General features: G+C 72.6%; 20 protein-coding genes. 8 read left to right on the forward strand and 12 right to left on the reverse strand.

Going from position 1 to position 21,292, the window contains the following annotated elements:
- Window positions 1-25 precede the first annotated feature (25 nt).
- The 5 genes from AB0K12_RS30985 to AB0K12_RS31005 form a co-directional block, all read right to left on the reverse strand.
- A complete protein-coding gene (locus tag AB0K12_RS30985) occupies window positions 26-1,024 on the reverse strand; it encodes a LacI family DNA-binding transcriptional regulator (protein ID WP_364568919.1) in 999 nt (332 codons plus the stop codon).
- A 23-nt stretch (window positions 1,025-1,047) separates the two neighbouring features.
- Window positions 1,048-2,577 (reverse strand): alpha-L-arabinofuranosidase C-terminal domain-containing protein, encoded by a 1,530-nt coding sequence (locus AB0K12_RS30990; protein ID WP_364568922.1) that lies wholly within the window; start codon window positions 2,575-2,577, stop codon window positions 1,048-1,050.
- A 157-nt stretch (window positions 2,578-2,734) separates the two neighbouring features.
- On the reverse strand, window positions 2,735-3,217 hold the full coding sequence (locus tag AB0K12_RS30995; RefSeq protein ID WP_345385767.1) for a hypothetical protein: 483 nt from the start codon (window positions 3,215-3,217) through the stop codon (window positions 2,735-2,737).
- The gene (locus AB0K12_RS31000; protein WP_364568925.1) at window positions 3,214-3,732 is read right to left on the reverse strand and encodes an RNA polymerase sigma factor; all 519 of its coding nucleotides are present in this window, start codon (window positions 3,730-3,732) and stop codon (window positions 3,214-3,216) included. The genes AB0K12_RS30995 and AB0K12_RS31000 overlap by 4 nt, the downstream gene beginning before the upstream one ends.
- An 82-nt stretch (window positions 3,733-3,814) precedes the next feature.
- Window positions 3,815-4,450 carry a hypothetical protein gene (locus AB0K12_RS31005; RefSeq protein ID WP_364568928.1) on the reverse strand — a complete coding sequence of 212 codons (636 nt, stop codon included), beginning with the start codon at window positions 4,448-4,450 and terminating at the stop codon, window positions 3,815-3,817.
- 183 nt (window positions 4,451-4,633) lie between these two features.
- On the opposite strand from AB0K12_RS31005, the gene AB0K12_RS31010 reads away from it, so the two are divergent.
- From AB0K12_RS31010 to AB0K12_RS31030, 5 genes are all read left to right on the forward strand, one after another.
- On the forward strand, window positions 4,634-5,227 hold the full coding sequence (locus tag AB0K12_RS31010; RefSeq protein WP_364568931.1) for a histidine phosphatase family protein: 594 nt from the start codon (window positions 4,634-4,636) through the stop codon (window positions 5,225-5,227).
- A 7-nt stretch (window positions 5,228-5,234) separates the two neighbouring features.
- Window positions 5,235-5,960 carry a helix-turn-helix domain-containing protein gene (locus tag AB0K12_RS31015; RefSeq protein ID WP_364568934.1) on the forward strand — a complete coding sequence of 242 codons (726 nt, stop codon included), beginning with the start codon at window positions 5,235-5,237 and terminating at the stop codon, window positions 5,958-5,960.
- 123 nt (window positions 5,961-6,083) lie between these two features.
- Window positions 6,084-10,787 (forward strand): GH92 family glycosyl hydrolase, encoded by a 4,704-nt coding sequence (locus tag AB0K12_RS31020; protein ID WP_364568937.1) that lies wholly within the window; start codon window positions 6,084-6,086, stop codon window positions 10,785-10,787.
- 262 nt (window positions 10,788-11,049) lie between these two features.
- Window positions 11,050-11,937: an SAM-dependent methyltransferase gene (locus AB0K12_RS31025; RefSeq protein WP_364568940.1), complete on the forward strand. Its 888-nt coding sequence runs from the start codon at window positions 11,050-11,052 to the stop codon at window positions 11,935-11,937.
- Window positions 11,938-12,067: 130 nt separating this feature from the next.
- On the forward strand, window positions 12,068-13,258 hold the full coding sequence (locus AB0K12_RS31030) for an FAD-dependent monooxygenase (RefSeq protein ID WP_364568942.1): 1,191 nt from the start codon (window positions 12,068-12,070) through the stop codon (window positions 13,256-13,258).
- Here AB0K12_RS31030 and AB0K12_RS31035 read toward each other — a convergent pair.
- The 5 genes from AB0K12_RS31035 to AB0K12_RS31055 all read right to left on the reverse strand — a co-directional run bounded on the left by AB0K12_RS31035 (window position 13,224) and on the right by AB0K12_RS31055 (window position 17,256).
- On the reverse strand, window positions 13,224-13,454 hold the full coding sequence (locus AB0K12_RS31035) for a hypothetical protein (protein ID WP_364568944.1): 231 nt from the start codon (window positions 13,452-13,454) through the stop codon (window positions 13,224-13,226). The two genes, AB0K12_RS31030 and AB0K12_RS31035, sit on opposite strands and share 35 nt — an antisense overlap.
- A gap of 63 nt (window positions 13,455-13,517) precedes the next feature.
- A complete protein-coding gene (locus AB0K12_RS31040) occupies window positions 13,518-13,745 on the reverse strand; it encodes a hypothetical protein (protein WP_364568947.1) in 228 nt (75 codons plus the stop codon).
- A gap of 15 nt (window positions 13,746-13,760) precedes the next feature.
- A complete protein-coding gene (locus tag AB0K12_RS31045) occupies window positions 13,761-15,098 on the reverse strand; it encodes a TRAP transporter large permease subunit (protein WP_364568950.1) in 1,338 nt (445 codons plus the stop codon).
- A gap of 74 nt (window positions 15,099-15,172) precedes the next feature.
- Window positions 15,173-16,072 carry a CoA ester lyase gene (locus tag AB0K12_RS31050; protein WP_364568953.1) on the reverse strand — a complete coding sequence of 300 codons (900 nt, stop codon included), beginning with the start codon at window positions 16,070-16,072 and terminating at the stop codon, window positions 15,173-15,175.
- Entirely contained in the window at window positions 16,069-17,256 is a 1,188-nt protein-coding gene (locus AB0K12_RS31055) for a CoA transferase (RefSeq protein ID WP_364568956.1), read from the reverse strand. The genes AB0K12_RS31050 and AB0K12_RS31055 overlap by 4 nt, the downstream gene beginning before the upstream one ends.
- A gap of 68 nt (window positions 17,257-17,324) precedes the next feature.
- Between AB0K12_RS31055 and AB0K12_RS31060 the strand changes: the two genes are divergently transcribed.
- Window positions 17,325-17,978 (forward strand): GntR family transcriptional regulator, encoded by a 654-nt coding sequence (locus AB0K12_RS31060; RefSeq protein ID WP_364568959.1) that lies wholly within the window; start codon window positions 17,325-17,327, stop codon window positions 17,976-17,978.
- 96 nt (window positions 17,979-18,074) lie between these two features.
- Here the strand turns inward: AB0K12_RS31060 and AB0K12_RS31065 are convergent, their stop codons facing one another.
- Complete coding sequence (locus tag AB0K12_RS31065) at window positions 18,075-18,902, reverse strand: Scr1 family TA system antitoxin-like transcriptional regulator (protein WP_364568961.1); 828 nt, start codon at window positions 18,900-18,902, stop codon at window positions 18,075-18,077.
- Window positions 18,903-19,042: 140 nt separating this feature from the next.
- On the opposite strand from AB0K12_RS31065, the gene AB0K12_RS31070 reads away from it, so the two are divergent.
- A complete protein-coding gene (locus AB0K12_RS31070) occupies window positions 19,043-19,768 on the forward strand; it encodes a hypothetical protein (RefSeq protein ID WP_364568964.1) in 726 nt (241 codons plus the stop codon).
- Window positions 19,769-19,881: 113 nt separating this feature from the next.
- Window positions 19,882-20,622: a GntR family transcriptional regulator gene (locus AB0K12_RS31075; RefSeq protein ID WP_364568967.1), complete on the forward strand. Its 741-nt coding sequence runs from the start codon at window positions 19,882-19,884 to the stop codon at window positions 20,620-20,622.
- Here the strand turns inward: AB0K12_RS31075 and AB0K12_RS31080 are convergent.
- Window positions 20,596-21,213 carry a DedA family protein gene (locus AB0K12_RS31080; RefSeq protein WP_364568969.1) on the reverse strand — a complete coding sequence of 206 codons (618 nt, stop codon included), beginning with the start codon at window positions 21,211-21,213 and terminating at the stop codon, window positions 20,596-20,598. The genes AB0K12_RS31075 and AB0K12_RS31080 overlap by 27 nt on opposite strands.
- Window positions 21,214-21,292 lie beyond the last annotated feature (79 nt).

The following is a 21,292-nucleotide window of genomic DNA, read 5'->3' on the forward strand; positions in this document are numbered from 1 at the left end:
TTTATGGGAGAAACGGGACATACGCCTATCTGGTGGACTCCCGGATCACCAGCTCGTACGGCGCCACGTACCGGCCGGTCGGCCGCCCCGGGTCGGCGATGCGCCCGGTGACCAGCTCGACCGCCTTCTCGGCCATCCAGGCGTGGTCGGGCGCCACGGTGGTGAGCGCGGGCACCAGGTACGCCGCCTCCGCGATGTCGTCGAACCCGGCCACCCGCACGTCGTCGGGCACCCGCAGCCCCACGTCGGCCAGCCCGCGCAGCACGCCGAGAGCGACGGTGTCGGTCACCGCCAGCACGCCGTCGAAGGGCCGCCCGGCGGCGGCCAGCCGGTGCGCGGCCGCCCGGCCCGCCTCCATGGTGAGCGCGTCGAGGCCCACGTGCAGCGCGGGGTCGGCCTCGACGCCGCGGGCGGCGAGCGCGCCGAGGTGGCCGCGGTGGCGGGCGTTCACCATGTTGAGGTTCCAGTCGAGGCGGCCGGTGACGTGCGCGACGGCGCGGCAGCCCCGGTCGAGCAGGTGGGCGGTGGCCGCCGCGGTGCCCTCCTCGTTCGGCATGGCGATGTGGTCGAAGCGCCCGCCGAAGTCCTGCTCGCCGAGCATCACGATCGGGTGGTCGCCCTCGGGCGGGGTGCGGTCGCGGCCGTCGAGCCCGACCGCGCTGAGGATCAGCCCGTCGAACTGCAGCGTCCGCGCGTGGGCGATGGCGTCGATCTCGCCGGCCGCCGCCGCGCCCGTCTGCTCGATCGCGACGTGGAAGCCGCGCCGCCGCGCCCGCTCGATGACGTGGGAGGCGAGGCGCCCGAAGTAGGGCCGGTCGATCTCGGGCACGGCGAGCCCGATCACGCCGGTACGGCCCGACCTGAGCGTGCGGGCCGAGACGTTGACCCGGTAGCCGGAGCGTTCGATGGCCTCGCGGACGCGGCGGCGTACCGGCTCGCTGACCCCGCCCCGGTTGTTGACCACGTTGGAGACCGTCATCTTCGACACCCCGGCCAGCCGGGCGACGTCGTCCATCGTCACCATGCCGCCGAGGGTAGCGCCGCCGCTCAGGTCAGGCTCGCCTCCACGGTGACGAAGGAGTGGGCGGGCAGGTGCACGCGCAGCCCGGACGCGGTGGCCTTGACCTGCTCGTGCGGGCGCGGCGCGACCGCCTCGGGCGCCTCGGGGGTGTTGTGCGTGCGCAGGTCGCCGGCCGTGAGGATGCGGGCGCGGGTCACCGCGACCGCGCCGCCGCGCAGGTCCAGCTCGACGTCGGCCGCCTCGCCCGCGTCCAGGTTGGACAGCGAGATCAGCACCTGCCCGTTCTTCCTGCTGGCCGACAGCGACACCGTACGCAGCTCCGTCCCGTCCACCTGCCGTGCCGGCAGGCCGTCGGGCAGGTCGACCCGCAGCGAGGCGGCGTCCTGGTGCCCCTTGTTCATCTCGAACACGTGGTACGTGGGCGTCAGCACGAGCGCGCCCGAGTCGGGGTCGGTGAGGATCATGGCCTGCAGCACGTTCACGGTCTGCGCGATGTTGGCCATGACCAGGCGGTCGGCGTGCCGGTGGAAGACGTCGAAGTGCAGGCCGGCCACGAGCGCGTCGCGCAGCGAGTTCTGCTGGTAGAGGAAGCCGGGGTTGGTGCCCGGTTCGACGTTCCACCAGGTGCCCCACTCGTCCAGCACCAGGCCCACGTTCTTGCCGGGGTCGTAGCAGTCCATCACGCTGGAGTGGCCGCTGATCAGCTCGTCCACCCGGGAGGCCTGCACCATCGTGCGGTAGTGGTCGTCCACGCCGAACTCGGTGGCCGAGCCCTTGTCCTGCCAGGTGCCGGGGATCGTGTAGTAGTGGAACGACAGCGCCTGCATGAACGATGCCGGCCGGTAGGCGCAGCCCAGTTCGCCGAGCTGCTTCATCAGCGTCTCGGTCCAGGCGTAGTCGGCGCCGTTCGCGCCGGCCGCGATGCGATACAGCTTGTTGTCGCCGTGGTCGCGGCAGTAGGTGCCGAAGCGGCGGGCCTCGGCCGCGTACTGCTCGGCCTTCATGTTGCCGCCGCAGCCCCACGCCTCGTTGCCGAGCCCCCAGAAGCGCACCCGCCACGGCTCCTCGCGCCCGTTGGCCTTGCGCAGCCGCACCATCGGCGAGTCGCCCTCGCGGGTGAGGTACTCCACCCAGTCGCTCATCTCCCGCACCGTGCCGGAGCCGACGTTGCCGCTGATGTACGGCTCCGCCCCCAGCAGCTCGCACAGGGCCATGAACTCGTGGGTGCCGAAGTGGTTGTTCTCCTCGACGTTGCCCCAGTGGGTGTTGACCATGGCCGGGCGGCTCTCCTTGGGGCCGATGCCGTCCATCCAGTGGTACTCGTCGGCGAAGCAGCCGCCGGGCCAGCGCAGGTTGGGGATGTTCAGGGCGCGCAGCGCCTCGACGACGTCGAGCCGGATGCCGCCCTCGTTGGGCACGTCGCTGTCCTCGCCGACGTAGAAGCCGCCGTAGATGCAGCGGCCCAGGTGCTCGGCGAAGTGGCCGTACAGGTGGCGGCTGATCACGGGGCCTGGGACGTCGAGGTTGATGATGGCGGGCACGGTGACAGGACTCATCGGGTGAGCTTCCTCGCGTTCGGGGGCCGGTCGGAGGTCACTTTATCGATAAACCTCCCGCCTTGGCGAGACCCCGCGGCGCGGGCCCGCCAGCGCGGGCCCGCAACCCGGCTCCCATCCCGTGCCCGGGCGCAGGACCCGGGCTCAGGACCCGGGCTCAGGGCTCGTCGCCGGACAGCTCGCGTCTGCGGCGCAGCAGGGCGGCCCGTCGCGCGTGCGCCCTGATCGTCAGCGCGAGCGCCACCGCGACGACGGGACCGCCGGCCCCGAGCGCCACCCCCAGCCCCTCACCTCGCTGCACGGCCACCACGACCAGCAGCGTCGTCGTCACGGCCGAGGCCGCCAGCGCGAGCCACCCGGCCACCACCCGGTCGGTCGCGAACAGCGGCACCCGCCGCGTCAGCAGCCACCCGCCGTAGCAGGCCCAGCCCAGGCAGAACGCGGTGAACAGCCCGAACGCCAGCTGCGTACGCCCCGGCAGCGGCCCCGGCTCGCTCGCCCACAGCCCGATCACGAACAGCGCACCCGCCACGCCCGCGACCAGCGTGGCCACCGCGCGGACGCGCCGGCGGGGCGACAGCGCCGGCTCCAGCCGATCCAACAGCTCCTGCGCCGACAGGCGCGGCTTCTCCTCGCTCATGGCCGGTACCCCTTCTCCTCCAGGCGCTCGCGCATCAGCCGCCGGGCGCGGTTCAGCCGGGACTTGGCCGTGCCCACCGGGATGCCGCAGATCTGCGCGCAGTCCTCGACCCGCAGGTCCTCCAGGTGGTGCAGGACGAGGATCTCCCGCTCGGCCGGTGGCAGCAGGGCCAGGGCGGCCGTCAGCTCGGCCCGGTCCAGCACCGCGTCGGCCGGGTCGCCCGCGAGCTCCTCGCCCGGGTGCGCCGGCTCGTCGGCGTACTGGACGCGCAGCCGGTCCATCACCGACCTGCGGGCGATGGTGAACAGCCAGGGCTTGAACCGGCCTGGCTCGCGCAGCCGGGGCAGGCCGCGGACCACGGCCAGCCACACCTCCTGGCTCACGTCGTCGGCCCGCTCGGCGTCCAGCATGCGGCGCACGTACGTCCACACCGGCGTGCGCCAGCGGGACACGAGCTCGGCCAGCGCGTCCCGTTCGCCCAGCTGGGCGCGGACGACCAGCAGCTCATCGATCATCTCGTCCTCCCGTCACCCTGCACAGTCGGGCGGGCGGCCGATCCGGTTCACGGGGCCGGGCGGACGAGCGGGTTCCGTCGAGTCAGTCTGCGGCGCAGACGGGCGCGAGCGCCAGGGCGAGGGCGTCGCGATGCAGGCGGTCGAGGCGGGCGCGGGTCTCGGCGGCGCGGCGGGCGTCGGCGAGGGCAGGCGCGCAGCGGCGCGGCGCCCCGCGTACCGGCTCGGTGTCCTTGAGCAGGTGCAGCAGGCGCGGGGTGAGCAGGTCCAGCCGCGGGCGCAGGTCGCCCGCGAGCCCTGGCCGCGGCTGCGGGCGCAGCGCGGGCTCGGCCTGCCAGCGGGCGTGCAGGCCGCGCCGCACCAGGTTGGCCGCCTCCAGCTGGGCGCGGAAGAACCACACGCCGGTGGGCGCGGGCAGGCCGATCTCGACGGAGTGCTCGGTGACGGCGTCGAACAGCTCGCGCTCGGTTGTGAGGTCGGCGGCAGCGCTGGTGGTGGGGGTGCCGTATTCGGCGGCGGCGACCGCGTCGGCCAGCAGCAGCCGGCGTACGGTCAGCTCCGCCAGCTCGGGCAGGTCCTCGAGCCCCGCGGGCCCGGGCAGCGCCGCCGGGTCGTCGGTGGTGGTGAGACCGGCGTGCAGGGCGGGTGCGGTGGTGACGGCCAGCAGGACCGCGGCGATGGCCGCGGCGTGGCAGGCCATGGGTAGTGCCTGGTGAGGCATGACGATGACTCCTGTGCGTGAAATCTCGACAACGCACCGTACATGCCCCTCGTCCCGGCCCACCATCCGCCCCCGCGATCACTGACGATGACGACACCCTCGCATGGCCGTCAGGGGAAGGTTCGCTGCCGTGAAACGGCCTGGTGTGCCACACTTCACTCTCACCTAAGAAGGGGGCAAAGGGTGGCGAACCGCTATCTCTATCTGGCACGGCACGGCGCGGCGATCGACGAGGGCGAGCTGAGCGAGACGGGGTGCGAACAGGCCGAGCTGCTCGGCAAGCGGCTGGCCGAACATCCCATCACCGCCGTGCATCACGGCCCGCTCCCCCGTGCCGCGCGTACCGCCGAGATCGTGGCCCGCCACCTGCCCGGCGCCGAGGTGCGGACCGGCGACCTGTACGGCGACTACATCCCCGCCGCCCCGCCTCGCGACGAGCTGCCGCCCGCGCACGCGGCGTTCCTCAACGGCTTCACCGACGCCGAGCTGACCTCGGGCCCGCCGCTGGCCGCCGCCGCGATCGCCCGGCACGCCGGCCCCGCCGACGTCGAGACGCACGAGCTGATCGTCACGCACAACTTCCTCGTCGCCTGGTTCGTCCGGCACGCGCTCGGCGCGCCCGAGGCCCGCTGGATGGGGCTCAACCAGGGCAACTGCGCCCTCACCGTCATCCTCTACCGGCCCGAGGTGCCGCCTTCGCTGATGTTCTTCAACGACATGAGCCACCTGCCGCAGGACCTGCGCTGGACCGGCTTCCCCCCGGCACTGCGGATGTGAGCACGGCATGGGGCTGGAGATCGAGAGCCGGCGGTCCGACTCGCCGTACGTCGAGCGGGTCTGGCGCAGCCGCAGCAGCGACGTCACGGAGATGATGTCGGTCGCCTCGGCGCGCTTCGACCTGGTCTTCTGGGAGGAGCGCGGCGAGACGCACGTGGCCGTCCAGGGGCCGGAGACGCGGGCGAGCGTGGCGCCGGTGCCCGAGGACGCCACGTTCTTCGGCATCAGCTTCGCGCTCGGCGTCTCGATGCCGCACCTGCCGTTCGAGCGGCTGGTCGACGGCAACCTGCTGCTCCCCGGCGCCACCCGGCGCTCGTTCCACCTGAAGGGGTCGTCCTGGCACCTGCCCGGCTACGACGACGCCGAGGCGTTCGTGCGGCGGCTGGCGCGGGAGGAGGTGCTGGTCCGCGACCCGCTGGTGGCCTCGGGGGGCGGCCCCGTGTCGTGGGTGTCGGAGCGTACGCTGCAGCGGCGCTTCCTCGCGGCCACCGGCCTGACCAGGAACGCGGTCCGGCAGATCGACCGGGCCAGGCACGCGGCGGTGCTGATCAGGGATGGCGTGCCGGCCGGCGAGGTCGTGCACCGGCTCGGCTACTTCGACCAGCCGCACCTGGCGCGGTCGCTGGCCCGCTTCGTCGGCCGTACCGCCACCCGGCTCGCCCAGGCCGACCCCGCCGAGCCGCTGTCCCTGCTCTATCGCAGCAGCGCGAGCCCGCACCGGATCGACGACTGAAGGCCCGCTCACCGGCGGCTGACAACGATGTCTTGACAGAGCTCCCCCGGCTTGAAACTTTCTTTACAGATCGGGGCTGACAACGTTGTCAACGCAGGCCCGCGCACGAAAGGTGACCCCCCGGTGAAGCGCCCTCTCCTCACGGCGGTCTTATCCCCCGTCGTCGCACTCCTCCTCGCCACCCCCGCCGCCTACGCCTTGACCTCGGGGCCGGGCCCCGAGCCCGTCCCCAACCCGGGACCGTCCGGCACCCCCGCACCAGGCCCCTCCTACAGCCCGCCGCCCGACCAGGGACCGCCCGAGCCCGCGCCGCCCGCCGAGGCGCAGCGCAGATCCGCCCAGGACGGGCAGTCCCTGGCCAAGCAGGAGGGCGCAGCCTTCGCCACCTCCTTCGAGCCCGGCGACCCCGAGCCCACCTGGACCGACACCTCCGAGAAGTCCTCCGGCGTCACCGGCGCCCTGCCCGGCCTCATCGAGGGCAGCATCGTCGAGAAGATCTCCCAGGTCACCGCCAGCGGCGAGTACGCCTCCTCCGGCGAGGTGCGCGAGAACCTGGCCGACAGCGACGCGAGCACGAAGTGGCTGGTCTTCACCGGCACGGGCTGGGCCGCGTACGCGCTGTCCGAGCCCGTCGCGGTCGTGCACTACGCGCTGACCTCCGCCGACGACGCCCCCGAGCGCGACCCGCGCGACTGGCAGCTGCAGGGCTCGCAGGACGGGCAGACCTGGACGACCCTCGACACCCGCACCGGCGAGCGGTTCACCGCACGCCACCAGCGCAAGGAGTACCGCTTCTCCAACACCACCGCCTACGCCCACTACCGCCTGAACGTCACCCACATCGGCGGCGGCTCGACCCTGCAGCTCGCCGAGTGGGAGCTGTCCGACGGCCGCACGGGCGCGCCGCCGCGCAGCGACATGCGCAGCAGGATCGGCACGGGCCCCACCCGAGGCCACACCGCCAAGCCGCGCGCCGGCTTCACCGGCCTGCACGCGCTGCGCTACTCCGGCGGCACCACGTCGGGGCGCGGCGGGCACGCGACGAACAAGGTGTTCGAGGTGGACATCCCGGTCACGGCCACGACCGAGCTGTCGTACGTGGTCTTCCCCGAGCTCACCGCGGCCGACCTGCGCTATCCCAGCACGTACGTGTCGGTGGACCTGGCCTTCAAGGACGGCACCCACCTCAGCGACCTGAAGGCGGCCGACCAGCACGGCGTCCGGCTCGACCCGCGCGCCCAGGGCGAGTCGAAAACCCTCTACGCCGACCAGTGGAACTACAAGCACGCCAGGATCGGCGAGGTGGCCAGGGGCAAGCGCATCAAGCGCATCCTGGTGGCCTTCGACACCCCGGCGGGCGAGGCCGGGTTCCGCGGCTGGGTGGACGACATCAGGATCATCTCCGAGCGCAGGCGGCACGCGTACGAGGGCCGCGACGAGCGGCGCACCTCGCCCGCCCAGTACGTCGTCACCACCCGCGGCACCCACTCCACCGGCGGGTTCTCGCGCGGCAACAACTTCCCCGCCACGGCGGTACCGCACGGCTTCAACTTCTGGACGCCGATGACCGACGCCGGCTCCACGAACTGGCTGTACGCCTACCACCGGGCCAACAACGCCGCGAACCTGCCGGAGATCCAGGCGTTCACGGCCAGCCACGAGCCGAGCCCGTGGATGGGCGACCGGCAGACGTTCCAGTTCATGCCGTCGGCGGCGGAGGGCGTGCCCGACCCGTCGCGCACGGCCCGCGCGCTGCCCTTCCGGCACGAGCGCGAGGTCGCGAGCCCGCACCTGTACGCGGTCACCTTCGACAGCGGGCTGAAGACCGAGATCGCGCCGACCGACCACGCGGCGCTGGCCCGCTTCACCTTCCCCGGCGACGCCGCCAAGCTGATCTTCGACAACGTCGACGACAGCGGCGGGCTCACCCTGGATGTGGCGGGCGGCGTGGTGACCGGCCACTCCGACGTGCGCAGCGACCTGTCCACCGGGGCCGCCCGCATGTACTTCTACGCCGTCTTCGACCGCCCGGTCACCGGCGGCGGCAAGCTGACCGGGCAGGGCCGCGACAACGTGCTCGGCTACCTCGCCTTCGACGCGGGCCCGAGCCGTACGGTGAGCATGCGCATCGCGTCCTCGCTGATCAGCGTCGAGCAGGCGAAGAAGAACCTGGAGCTGGAGATCTCCGGCTCCGACACGCTGGAGACGGTCAGCGAGCGGGCCCGCAGGGCGTGGGACGCCAAGCTGGGCGTCGTCGAGGTGGAGGGCGCGAGCAAGGACCAGCTCGTCACGCTCTACTCGAACCTGTACCGGTTGTTCCTCTATCCGAACTCGGCGTACGAGAACACCGGCACCGCGCAGGCCCCCGTCCACCGGCACGCCGTGCAGTCCTCCACCGAGACGCCGCCGGAGCCGCGGGTGGCCGACGGGAAGGTGTACGTCAACAACGGCTTCTGGGACACCTACCGCACCACCTGGCCGGCGTACGCGCTGCTCACCCCGAAGGCGGCCGGCGAGATGGTGGACGGGTTCGTGCAGCAGTACAGGGACGGCGGCTGGATCGCCCGCTGGTCCTCGCCCGGCTACGCGGACCTGATGGTCGGCACCAGCTCCGACGTCGCCTTCGCCGACGCCTACCTCAAGGGCGTGCCCGGGTTCGACGCGAAGGCCGCCTACGAGGCGGCGGTGAAGAACGCCACCGTCGCGCCGCCCACCCGGCACGTGGGGCGCAAGGGCCTGTCCACCTCGGCGTTCCTCGGCTACACGCCGATCCAGGCGACCGGCGAGGCCATGTCGTGGGCGATGGACGGCTACATCAACGACTTCGGCGTCGCGGGCATGGCCAAGGCGCTGGCCGCCCGCGCCAAGGGCGCCGAGCGGGCCCGCTACCTGGAGGAGTACGAGTACTTCAGGAACCGGGCGCTCAACTACGTGCACATGTTCGACCCGGCGACCGGCTTCTTCCAGGGCCGCAACGCCGACGGCTCCTTCCGGCGCAAGCCGGAGGCGTACGACCCGCGCGTCTGGGGCTTCGACTACACCGAGACCAACGGCTGGAACATGGCCTTCCACGTGCCGCAGGACGGCGCAGGACTGGCCGCGCTATACGGCGGCAGGGACGCGCTGGCGGCCAAGCTGGACGCGTTCTTCGCCGAGCAGGAGACGGCGCTGTTCCCCGGCTCGTACAGCGGGGTCATCCACGAGATGCGCGAGGCCCGCGACGTGCGGATGGGCCAGTACGGTCACAGCAACCAGCCCTCGCACCACATCCCCTACATGTACGACTACGCGGGCCAGCCGTGGAAGACGCAGGCCAAGGTGCGCGAGGCGCTGTCGCGGCTGTACGTGGGCAGCGAGATCGGGCAGGGTTACGCGGGCGACGAGGACAACGGGGAGATGTCGGCCTGGCAGGTGTTCTCGGCGCTCGGCTTCTACCCGCTGCAGATGGGCAGCCCGTACTACGCGATCGGCTCGCCGCTGTTCGACAAGGCCACGCTGCGGCTGGAGAACGGCAGGAAGCTCATCGTCAGGGCGCGGGGCAACGGCGAGCGCAACGTGTACGTCCAGGGGCTGAAGGTCAACGGCAGGCCGTACGGGAAGACGTACCTGCCGCACGACCTGATCGCCGAGGGCGGCGAGCTGGAGTTCGAGATGGGGCCGCGGCCGTCGCGGTGGGGCGCCGGCAAGGAGGCCGCGCCGCCGTCGATCAGCGACGGTGACCGGGTGCCCGAGCCGCTGCGCGACCTGACGCGGCCCGGCACGGTCCCCGCCGAGGCGGGCGCGCTGTTCGACGACGACTCGGGGACGCGGGCGGCGCTGCCCGGGACGGTGACGTACGCGTTCGCCGACCGGCGGAAGGCGACCTTCTACACGCTCACCTCGGGCGCCGGCCGGCCGGCCGAGGACCCGACGGGATGGGTGCTCGAAGGCTCGGCCGACGGCGCCCGGTGGGAGGTGCTGGACGAGCGGTCGGGCGAGAGCTTCGCGTGGCGGTCGCAGACCCGGCCGTTCAGGATCGCGAAGCCGGGGTCGTACGCGCACTACCGGCTCAGGTTCACCGGCGGCACGTCACTGGCGGAGATCGAGCTGCTCGCGCCCGCGCCGCCGGCCACCTCGCCGCTCGTGCTGGACGCCGCCCCCGCACTGGCCGGGGCCGGTGACACCGTGGAGGTGCCGGTGACCGTGGCCAACCACTCCGTGCGTCCGGTCAAGGGCCGGATCACCGCGACCGGGCCGGAGGGCTGGGCGGTCGAGCCCGCGTCGGCGGAGTTCGGGCCCATCGCGGCGGGGGCGTCGCAGACGGTGACGTTCCGGGTGAGCGTGCCGGCCTCCGCCGAGCCGGGAGCGCATGCCGTACGGTTCTCCGCGACCGGTCTCGGCATCGCCGAGAAGCAGGCGACGATCACCGTGATCGGCGACAGGGTGGAGTTCACCCCCGGCACCCCGGCCGAGCAGCCGTGGCTGCTGGACGAGGACGGCTCGCAGCTCGACGGCGAGGTCTTCGACGGGCGGGCCCGCTTCACCGACGGCGACAGCCACGCCGTCTACCGCTTCGCCCTGCCGTCCGACGTCCGTGGCGGCACGCTCACGCTGGACATCGGCAACCAGTTCCTGGTGGACGTCTCCACCGACGGCGAGACCTGGCGGACGGCGCTGCGCGAGCCCGGCAACGTCCGCGACCTGTCCAACCGCTCGCCCCGCACGCTCGACCTGGCCGAGCTGCTGGACGACGGCACCACCTTCTACCTGCGCATCGGCGACAGCCGCCCGGAGGACGGCTGGGGCTCCTGGCTCGCCAGGCTCCGCCTCGACCTCCTCCGCGGCTGACCGCCTCGACCCGCGCCGCCCGGCCGCCTCGGCCGGGCGGCGCACAGCTGGACGACGCACAGCCGGACGACGCGCGGCCGGGACGACGCGGGTGCCCGGGGACGCGAGCCATTTCCCGAAAAGGCTGATAAACAACGTTATTAGCCTGTGATAGCAGCAGAATCGGGGATTTATTTTGTGCTGCTATGATGAGTTGGGAATAGTGAATATCGCGCTTAGCATCGGCGTTCCCCGACTTTTCCCGTGAAAGGAACGCCTGCCGATGCGAGACGCGCAACCCAGCCAGACCGCGCTCATGGCCGCCGCCGCCCGCGCCGCCCACCTCGTCGTGGACGGCGAGCCGTTCCTCTTCCGCGACACCCTGGCCGGGCCCCTACTCGGCGCCCTGGCCGATGAGCTGATCGGCTACCACCGCCGCTTCGGCGAGCACATCGTGCTGGCCGGCACCCGCGCCCAGGTGACCAGTCGCGGCGGCTACACCGAGCGGCGCGCCGCCGAACTGGCCGAGGCGGGCGTGCGCCGCCACGTGGTGCTCGGCGCGGGGCTCGACACCTACGCCTGGCGGGCCCGCCCCGGCGTCCACGTGATCGAGGTGGACCACCCGGACACCCAGCGGTGGAAGCGCGACCTGATGGGCGCGGCGGGCCTTGACCAGCCGCCATGCCTGACGTTCGTCCCCCTCGACCTCGAAACCGGAGACCTTCCGGCCGCACTCCACGCCACCCTGCCGGCCACCGAGCCGGCCGGCGGGGCGGACGGCGGGGCGGACGGTGGCGAGCGGGCCTTCGTGAGCTGGCTCGGCGTGACCATGTACCTCACCGAGGAGGCCATTGAGGCGACCCTCGCCGCACTCGGCCGGCTCCCCGCGGGCAGCGAGGTGGTCATCGAGTACGCCCTGCCGCCCGAGCTGCGCGACGAGCGCGGCGCCGCGTTCGCGGAGTTCGCGATGGGGGCCGCCGCCGACCGCGGCGAGCCGTGGCTGTCCTTCTTCTCCCCCGGCGACCTGGCGGCCCTGCTCAAGCGGCACGGCCTGGAGGCGGCCGAGCACGTGCGGCAGGCCGACTGCGTCGATCCCGCCCTGTGGCGGCGTGCGGACGCCCTGCGCCCCGCGGACGCGTGCCGCCTCGTCCGCGCCACGGTCGCCCCTTGACCCGAGAGACCCGAGAGACCCGAAAGGTACGCGTTCGGCCTGCTCGGCGGCGCGGCGTCCGCCTCACCCGCCCACCGCTTGATACTCTCTGCACCTGAATGGTGACGTTTAGTACGGTGAGGAGCTCGTTGTGAAGGTCGCCTGCGTCGGCGGCGGACCCGCCAGCCTGTATTTCTCCATCCTGATGAAGCGGGTGGACCCCGCCCACGAGATCACCGTCTACGAGCGTTACCCGGCCGGCGCCACCTACGGGTGGGGGGTGACGTACTGGGAGGAGCTGTTCGACTACCTGCACGAGGTCGACCCGGAGTCGGCCCGCGCGATCGGCGAGTCGTCGGTGCGGTGGGACAGCTGGGTCGTGCACGTGCAGGACCGCGCGACCGTCACCGTCGAGCACGGCGACGAGGGCTTCGGCGTCGGACGGCAGCGCATGCTCGACGTCCTCGCCGAGCGGGCCCGCGCGCTCGGGGTGCACATCGTGCACGAGCACGAGATCACCGCGGAGACGGAGTTCGCCGACGCCGACCTGGTGGTGGCCGCCGACGGGATCAACAGCGTGCTGCGCGAGCGGCACGCCGAGCATTTCGGCACCGAGGTGTCGGTCGGCCGCAACATGTACATGTGGCTCGGCACCACCAAGGCGCTCGACGCGTTCACCTTCGCCTTCACCGAGACGCCGCACGGCTGGATCTGGGGCTACGGCTACGGCTACGACCCCGGGCACAGCACCTTCATCGTGGAGTGCGCGCCCGACACCTGGCGCGGGCTGGGCTTCGACACGGCCGGCGAGGCCGACGGGCTGGCCCTGCTGGAGAAGCTGTTCGCCGAGGTGCTTGACGGCCACCCGCTGATCGCCCGGACCGAGGCGGGCGGCAGCGCGCGCTGGCTGAATTTCCGCACGCTGACCAACCGCAGGTGGTACCGCGACAACGTGGTGCTGCTCGGCGACGCCGCGCACACCACGCACTTCTCGATCGGCGCGGGCACGGCGCTGGCGCTGGGCGACGCCGCCTACCTGGTGGAGGCGCTGCACTCGGCGACCGGCCTGGACGCCGCGCTGGCCCGCTACGAGCGCGAGCGGCGCGCGGCGATCCGCGTCTCGCAGCGGGCGGCCAGGCGCAGCGCCCGCTGGTACGAGAACGTGCCGCGCTACGTGAACCTGCCGCCGCGCCAGCTCATCGCGCTGCTCAACGAGCGGCACTCGGCCGTGCTGCCGTACGTGCCGCCGCGGCTGTACTACGTCACCGGCCAGACGGCCGGCACGCTGGCGTGGCTGGCGTCGTGCCTCATACCGGGGCGGCGCCGCCGGACATCGGGATGAGATGACCCGGCCTGCGGCGGCGTGAGGCCCGCCCGGCCAGGAACGCGGCCAGCAGCGCCGAGCCGATCAGGACGGTCTTGGGCCTGGTCACGACCTTCCTGACCCGGGTCTTCATCCCCGGTCTGGGCGCGACGGCCGTCCGCGCGAGCGTGACGGCCCTGTCCTTGCCGCGAGACCTCGTCTGCTGCGTCCTCATGCTTTCCCCCCGCTTGCTCGGCGGCACGTCTACCCAGGTCAGCGCCGTCCATGCGGGTGGCGGTCAGTCCTCGCCGGTCTTCCAGTGGTAGACGTACGACATGACGAACCCGAGCAGGCCGGTCACCCCGGCCGCGACGGTCATGGGCAGGCCGAGCGCCGCGACGGCCCCCGACACCAGCCCGGGGCTGCCCGCGATCAGACCGGCGGCCTGGGCGAGCACGAGGACGACGCCGAGCGCGAGGAACAGCACGAGGCCGATCTTGAACAGGACCATGGTGAGACGTCTCATGACGGGGGGCTCCTCTCAGATCGGCAGCACGCCGGTCGCGACCAGCACGCCGATGACCAGGGTCGGGATGACGAACCACAGGATGAGCCGGCCGAACGTCCTGGCCGGGTCCACCTGGGCGATGCCGCTGGCGATGTAGATGGGGGCCGCGCCCGGCGGGGACGCGCCCTCGGTCGAGGCGAAGATGAGGATGGCGGTGGCCGCGGCGGCGGGCGAGACTCCTGCCGCGGTGAGCGCGCTGAAGGCGACCCCGCCGACGGCGGCGATCGTGGCGGTGCCGGTCAGCGGCGCGGCGATGACGACGAGCAGCAGGCCGACGATGGTGGCGATGACGACGGCGGGCGCCTGCACGCTCTGCATGATCGCGGTGAGCTGCTCGACCAGGCCGAGCTCGCCGAGGCTGGCGGCGGCGGCGAAGGCGAAGAACAGGGTGGCGCCGATGACGGCGTAGCGGGGCGCCATCTCGCCGAGCAGGTCGCTCCAGGCGCTCGCGGTGCGCGGCAGCCGCCGCCAGGCGACGGCGAACGTGGCCAGCACGGTCAGCACCGGGATCCACACGACGATGCTGATGTCCCCGGCCGCCTCGCCGACCTGCGACTCCATGAGCGCCTTGCCGAACTCCAGCGTCATCAGCACGGGGATGGCGATGCCGGCGTAGACCAGCAGCGAGGTCCATCCCGCGCGCAGCGCGGCCCGCAGCGGCACGATGTCGGCGGCGTCGGTGGCGGCGATGCGGTGCCTGCGCACCCACAGGAAGACCACCACGAACCGGTGCGCGACCGTCCACAGGCCGCCCACCAGGGCGGGCACGAACAACTGGTCGGCGGTCAGCACCGGCGCCACGGCGGCCGAGCCGAGCAGCAGGAACATCGACGAGCTCGGCGGGATCGAGATGCCGAGCCCGGCGTTGCCGGCGACGAGCGAGGCGGCCAGGTCGGGCCGCCAGTTCGAGCGGATCATCCAGGGAATGGTGACCGAGCCGACCGAGGCCGAGATGCCCGAGCCGGACCCGGAAGGGCCGCCCAGCAGCGCGGCGGCCGACGTCGAGACGTATCCCGCGCCGCCGCGCAGCCGGCCGAACACCGAGTTGAGCACCGTGACCTGCTCCTGGATGAGGCCCAGCCTGGTCAGCAGGTACCCCATGAAGACGAAGGCCAGGGCGGCGAAGACGACCTCCTCGGCCATGGCGTCGGCGATGCCCGCCCAGGCCAGCTCGAAGAAGCGGGCCCCGCCGAAGAGGCACACGCCGGCGAACCCGATGAGCATCGCCTCACCGATGTTGCGTTTCAGCACGCCGTTCCAGACGACGATGATGACGATGTAGGCGACGAGCGCCCATATGGCGATACCCACGGCGAAAGTCCTCCAATGGGGTGGGGCTGGGGGTGTTCGGCGAGCCTTCGCCGACGGTCAGGTGCCCGGCGGGGTCAGGCGCCGGGCGGCGCACTCGCCGGAGGCGGGCCCTGCGAGGGCGGGCCTTGCGAGGGCAGGGCCTGCGAGGGCGGGTCGGCCAGGTGGCGGGCGAGTGCGAGGGTGCGGCGGGCTCTGGTGACGATGGGGGCGTCCACGAAGCGCCCGTCGGGGAGGGCGACCGCGCCGACGCCGTCCCGTTCCGCCTGCTCGGCGGCGGCGACGATCTCGGCGGCCCTGGCCGTCTCCTCCTCGCCAGGACGGAAGGCGCGCCTGATGGCGGGGATCTGGCGGGGGTGGATGGCGGTCCTGCCGAACAGGCCGATCGCGCGGCCGGCCCGGCAGGAGGCGAGCAGCCCGTCCTCGTCTTTGACGTCGGGGTAGACGGACATGGGCACCGGGGGCAGCCCGGCCGCGGCGGCGGCGAGGACGACCTGCAGGCGCAGGTGGTTCATGGCCTGCTGGTCGGTGATGCCCAGCTCGGCGGCGAGGTCCTGCTCGCCGAGCGCCACTCCGGCCACGTGCGGGTGCGCGGCGATCTCGCGGGCGTTGACGATGCCGGCCGCCGACTCCAGCAGCGCGTACGCGGGCGCGCCCGCCAGCGTGTCGAGGACGGCGGCCGACTCGACCTTGGGCAGCCGTACGGCGTCGGCCAGGCCGGCGACGGCGGCCAGGTCGTCGCGGCCGCGCCCGGTGGCGGGGTCGTTGACCCGCACGTGCAGCACGCCGCCGTCGGGGCGGGCGCTCAGGTAGGCGACGGCGTTGGCCCTGGCCTCGTCCTTGCGGACGGGGGCCACCGCGTCCTCGAGGTCGATGATGACGACGTCCGCGCCGGACGCGACGGCCTTGGCGAACCGCTCGGGCCGGTCGCCCGGCACGTACAGCCAGGTCACCGGCGGGCGCTCGGAGGCGCTCACGCGATCACCCCTTCCTCGCGCAGCCGCTCGATGCGCTCTTCGGGGTAGTCGATCTCGCCGAGCACCTCGTCGGTGTCGCGGCCGAGCGGGCGGCCCGGCCAGCGGATCTCGCCGGGGGTGTCCGACAGGCGGAACAGCACGTTCTGCATGGTGAGCGAGCCCAGCTCCTCGTCGGGCACCTCGACGAACGTGCCGAGCGCGGCGTACTGGGGGTCCTCGGCGAGGTCGGTGACGTCGTAGATGGGCGCGACGGCGGCCTGCGCCTGCTCGAAGGCGGCGATGACCTCGTCGGCGTCGCGTTCGGCGATCCAGGAGGCGACGGCCTCGTCCAGCTCGTCCACGTGCTGCACCCGGCCGTGCCCGCTGGCGAACCACGGCTGCTCGACCAGGTCGGGCCGGCCGACGAGGGTGACGACGCGCTCGGCGATGGGCTGGGCGCTGGTGGAGATGGCGAGCCAGCGTCCGTCGCGGGTGCGGTAGGTGTTGCGTGGGGCGTTGCTGCTGGAGCGGTTGCCGGTGCGCTGCGGCACGACCCCGAGCGCCTTGTACGCGCTCATCTGCGGCCCGAGCAGGCCCAGGATCGGCTCGATGATGGCCATGTCGATGACCTGGCCGCGCCCGGTGCGCTCGCGGGCGTGCAGGGCGACCATGATCGCGTATGACATGGCGAGGCCGGCGATGCCGTCGGCGAGGGCGAGCGGCGGCAGGGTGGGCGGCCCGTCGGGCTGGCCCGTCATGGCGGCGAAGCCGCTCATGGCCTCGGCGAGGGTGCCGAAGCCCGGCCGGCCTGACATCGGCCCGAACTGCCCGAACCCGGTCATCCTGGCGACGATGAGCCGGGGGTTGAGCTCCAGCAGGTCATCGGGCGAGAGGTTCCAGCGTTCCAGGGTGCCGGGACGGAAGTTCTCGATCAGCACGTCGGAACGTTCCGCGAGGCGGCGCAGGATCTCCTGCCCCTCGGGGCGCGACAGATCGACGGCGGCGGTGCGCTTGTTGCGCGAGAGGGTCTTCCACCACAGGCCCACCCCGTCGACCGAGGCGCCGTGCCCGCGCGAGGGGTCGCCCCGCCTCGGGTGCTCGATCTTGATCACGTCGGCGCCGAAGTCGCCCAGCATCATGGCGGCGGAGGGACCGGCGAACAGGGTCGCCGCGTCGATGACCCGCAGGTCGTCGAGGCTCGTCATGGGTATGTAACTTATAAGAAATATGTCATAGGTCAACCATGTGACCATTTTGCGAGACACTTGGGGACATGTCAGCCACCGAGCCGCGGCCGCCCATGAGCAAGGCCGACTACGTCTACGCCGTGCTTCTTGAGGAGATCCGGTCGGCGCGGATCCCCGGAGGGACCGCGGTCAGGGCCGGGGAGGTGGCCAAGCGGCTGGGGGTGTCGGTCACGCCGGTGCGCGAGGCGCTGCGCCGGCTGGAGAAGGACCGGCTGATCAGCTACGAGGCGCACCACGGCGCGACCGTGATCGACCTGGGTGACGAGGCGCTGGCCGAGTACTACGGCCTGCGCGCCGTCGTCGAGGGACTGGGGACGCGGCTGGCGGCGTCCAGGATCACCCCCGAGGAGCTGGCCGGGCTCAGGGAGCTGCACGCCGCGATGGAGCGCGACGCCGCCGAGGGCCGCAACGACCGGCTCGGCGAGCAGAGCAGGACCTTCCACCTGCGCATCGTCGACATCGGCGGCCCCGCCTTCCTGGGCGGCCACGCGAGATCGGTCCGCAACAGCTTCCCCGTCCCCGCCGAGGCGTCGCTATGGCTGGACGAGACCCAGGTCAGGGCCCAGCTGGACGCCCACGAAGGCATCCTGGCCGCCCTGGAGGCCGGCGACGGCGAGACGGCCGAACGCATCATGATCGACCACGTCCAGCACGCCGGCACCTACCGCCGCCACCAGTGACCGGCCGCCACGGCCTGTCCCCCGCGCCTCCGGAGGACCACTGGAGGACCTCCGGATCCCCGCCCTCGACCGCACGCCGGTGGCGGGTGTCGGCGGTCAGGTCGTGGAGTTTCTGATCTCGTCGAGGACGTCGGCGGTGGAGTCGACCGGCAACGCCGACAGGGAGAGGCGGGCGAAGGCCTGCTGGTGCTCCTCGACGCGCCGGCGGTCCTCGATGACGACCGGCGCGTGCAGCAGGTGGAGCACCAGCGTGTCGGGGCTGGCGGGGTCGGCGAAGCGGAGCAGGGTGAACGGCGGCCCCTGGTAGAGGTAGCCGCTCTCGGCGACGGGCCGGGCGACCTGCAGCGCGATGTGCTGCTGCTTGGTGGCCGCGGTGAGGGCGTCGAGCTGGGCGAGCCGGTCCTCGGCCCGGCTGAGCGGCGGGTCGAGCAGCGCCGTACGGTCGAGCACGGCCCAAAGGCGCGGCCCCTCCTGCCGGTCGAGCACCCGCTGCCGGACGGTGATCAGCGAGGCCATGGCGGCGGCCCGCTCGTAGGCGGCGCCCGGCAGCAGCCCGGCGAGGGCGGCCGACAGCGCGTAGGCGGGGGTCTGCAGCAGCGGCGGGATCTGGTGGGGGCAGTAGGTGTAGATGATCTGCGCCCGGTCCTCCAGCTCCAGGAACGCCGACAGCGCCAGGGGCACGCCGGGGGCGTCGTACCAGCCGGGCACCCGCTCCTCGCGCAGCAGCGACAGCACGCGCGCGACGTGCTCGCCCTCGCCGTACAGCTCCAGCAGCGTGCGCACGGTGCCCTCGCGGGGGGCGACGAGCCCGTGCTCGATGCGGAAGACGGTGGAGGTGTTGAGCCCGGCCGCGTCGGCGGCGGACTTCATCGACAGCCCGGCACCGGCGCGCAACGAGGACAGCCGGGCCGCGACAACGCTCAACTGCATACGTCTGTCACAGCCACCGATGACAAAAATCAGCGTTTACACCAGGTCTGTTGCAACAGTGTGACGGTTGATGCACGATGGCCACTCTAGTGGCCTGACACGTTATGCATACGCCGATCCGAAAGGCAGTGACTGTGGCGGACGCGTGGATACTCCATCCCGACTACCGGACTCCCCCGGCCCCCACAGACACGGACGTACCGCCTGGCCCGTGGCGTCACCCCGACGGCGGCCAGATCATGAACGGCACCTACGAGCGCCAGCTGCCCAAGCGCCAGATGGAGGTCGTGACCGTGTGGTACGGCTATCCGCTGAGCCACTGGCGCGGCCCGCGGATGCCGCGCTTCAGCAGCCCGATGGTATCGGCCTGGAACCCGGTGCTGGCACAGGGCCTGGCCGTCGATCCCGCGGCGCCGGCGCCGTACCGCGACGAGCTGTGGTGTGACCGGTGGATCGCCGAGGCCCTGCTGTACGGGCGCAAGCCGTACGGAGCGTTCACGCTGCCGGTGGACGAGGCGATGCGCTGGTTCGCCAAGAGCGGCGGCACGAACCTGGTCTACCAGGCGCGGGCGGAGGACGACCTGGTGCGGGTGGTGGCGGGCACGTCGGAGCGTTACGGGCAGCTGTTCGACCTCGACGCGCTGATCGCGGACTACCGGGAGGCGCTGCCGAAGCCGCTGGCCGACCGGGAGGCGCAGGCGCTGGAGGCGCATCGCGCGGTGTCGCCGGCGCTGTCGTACGTGCTGAGCGAGCCGGCCGAGACGCTGTTCGCGCAGGCGGCGCTGTCGGTGCGGGGCCTGACGCTGGGCTATCCGCCGCGCGAGACGGCGGCCAGGATCGTCGCCGGCGCCGCCTCGTGAGCCCGCTGGACGTCAAGGGCGCGCTGTTCGACTCGACGGGACGGCCTGAACCGGTGACGACGCCAGCTTGACACATTTGTCAGGACATTCTGACCTGCGTTAAGCTGATCAGCATGACCGCCAATCTGGCCATCGACCTCGACCGGTCAAGCCCCGTGCCGCTCTACTTCCAGGTGGCCGAGCAGATCGCCGAGGCGATCCGGCGAGGCGACCTCGCGCCGGGCTCGCGGCTGGACAACGAGATCCTGCTGGCCGACAAGCTCGGCCTGTCGCGGCCGACGATCCGCCAGGCCATCCAATATCTGGTGGACAAGGGCCTGCTGGTGCGCAAGCGCGGCGTCGGCACGCAGGTGGTGCACGGCCAGGTCAAGCGCTCGGTCGAGCTGACCAGCCTCTACGACGACCTGCGCAGGGCGGGCCAGGAGCCGGCCACGCAGGTGCTGGCGCTGGAGCCGCGCCCGGTGGAGGAGGACATCGCCGCCATCCTGGGCGTCGAGCCTGGCTCCCAGATTCTCTATCTCGAGCGGCTGCGCTTCGCGGCGGGCGAGCCGCTGGCGGTGCTGCACAACTGGCTGCCGCTGGGCCTGGCCCAGCTCAGCGCGGCCGACCTGGAGAGCCGCGGCCTGTACGAGCTGCTGCGCGGCGCGGGCGTGCGGATGCGGGTGGCCAACCAGCGCATCGGCGCGCGGGCGGCGGGGCAGGCCGAGGCACGGCTGCTGGAGGAGCGCAGGGGCGCGCCGCTGCTGACGATGGTCCGCACCACCTACGACGACCAGGGCCGGGCGGTCGAGCACGGCTCGCACGTCTACCGGGCCTCCCACTACTCCCTAGAGGTCACCCTCATCGAGCGCTGAGGCGGCGCGGCGGCGCAGATAGAGCGTGGTGGCCACGCCGAACACCACGGCCACGGCGAGCCCGGCCCAGGAGAAGCCCTTGAGCCACTTCTCGGCCACGAGCCCGAGGTAGTAGACGACCGCGGTGGTGCCGGCCGCCCACACGACCCCTCCGAGCACGTTGGCGACGGCGAAATGCCAGTACGGCATGCGCAGCGCCCCCGCGAGCGGCCCGGCGAGGATGCGGAGCAGGGCCACGAACCGCCCGAAGAACACCGCCCACATGCCGAAGCGGGTGAAGTAGTGCTCGGCTCGGGTGATGTGGCGGGGCCCGAAGTGCTTGGGGAAGCGGCGGCCGAGCCTGGCGAACAGCGCGGAGCCGCCCTTGCGGCCGATGGTGTAGCCGGCCGAGTCGCCGACGATGGCGCCCGCGCCGGCGCAGGCCGCCACCCACGCGGGGTGCACGACGCCCTTGGCGGCCAGGATGGCGCTGCTGACCAGGACGATCTCGCCGGGCAGCGGGATGCCGAGGCTCTCCAGCCCGATGACGAGGGCGACGGTGGCGTAGAGCCAGCCCGCGGGGATCGCCTGCAGCCAGTCGTCGATGTGCACCGGAAAACCCTAGCGCCGTCCGGGCGCTGCTCGATCCGGCCGATGTTCACAGGACATTTCGCTCGGATCACGTTCGTTT

It is taken from the genome of Nonomuraea sp. NPDC049419 (genome assembly GCF_040676995.1).
GTDB classification, from domain to species: Bacteria; Actinomycetota; Actinomycetes; order Streptosporangiales; family Streptosporangiaceae; genus Nonomuraea; species Nonomuraea salmonea.

Coding starts and splice junctions, on each gene's coding strand:
- AB0K12_RS30985 (WP_364568919.1), bottom strand. CDS start 1,024: ATGGTGACGATGGACGACGTCGCCCGGCTGGCCGGGGTGTCGAAGATG.
- AB0K12_RS30990 (WP_364568922.1), bottom strand. CDS start 2,577: ATGAGTCCTGTCACCGTGCCCGCCATCATCAACCTCGACGTCCCAGGC.
- AB0K12_RS30995 (WP_345385767.1), bottom strand. CDS start 3,217: ATGAGCGAGGAGAAGCCGCGCCTGTCGGCGCAGGAGCTGTTGGATCGG.
- AB0K12_RS31000 (WP_364568925.1), bottom strand. CDS start 3,732: ATGATCGATGAGCTGCTGGTCGTCCGCGCCCAGCTGGGCGAACGGGAC.
- AB0K12_RS31005 (WP_364568928.1), bottom strand. CDS start 4,450: ATGCCTCACCAGGCACTACCCATGGCCTGCCACGCCGCGGCCATCGCC.
- AB0K12_RS31015 (WP_364568934.1), top strand. CDS start 5,235: ATGGGGCTGGAGATCGAGAGCCGGCGGTCCGACTCGCCGTACGTCGAG.
- AB0K12_RS31025 (WP_364568940.1), top strand. CDS start 11,050: ATGCGAGACGCGCAACCCAGCCAGACCGCGCTCATGGCCGCCGCCGCC.
- AB0K12_RS31035 (WP_364568944.1), bottom strand. CDS start 13,454: ATGAGGACGCAGCAGACGAGGTCTCGCGGCAAGGACAGGGCCGTCACG.
- AB0K12_RS31040 (WP_364568947.1), bottom strand. CDS start 13,745: ATGAGACGTCTCACCATGGTCCTGTTCAAGATCGGCCTCGTGCTGTTC.
- AB0K12_RS31055 (WP_364568956.1), bottom strand. CDS start 17,256: ATGACGAGCCTCGACGACCTGCGGGTCATCGACGCGGCGACCCTGTTC.
- AB0K12_RS31060 (WP_364568959.1), top strand. CDS start 17,325: ATGTCAGCCACCGAGCCGCGGCCGCCCATGAGCAAGGCCGACTACGTC.
- AB0K12_RS31075 (WP_364568967.1), top strand. CDS start 19,882: ATGACCGCCAATCTGGCCATCGACCTCGACCGGTCAAGCCCCGTGCCG.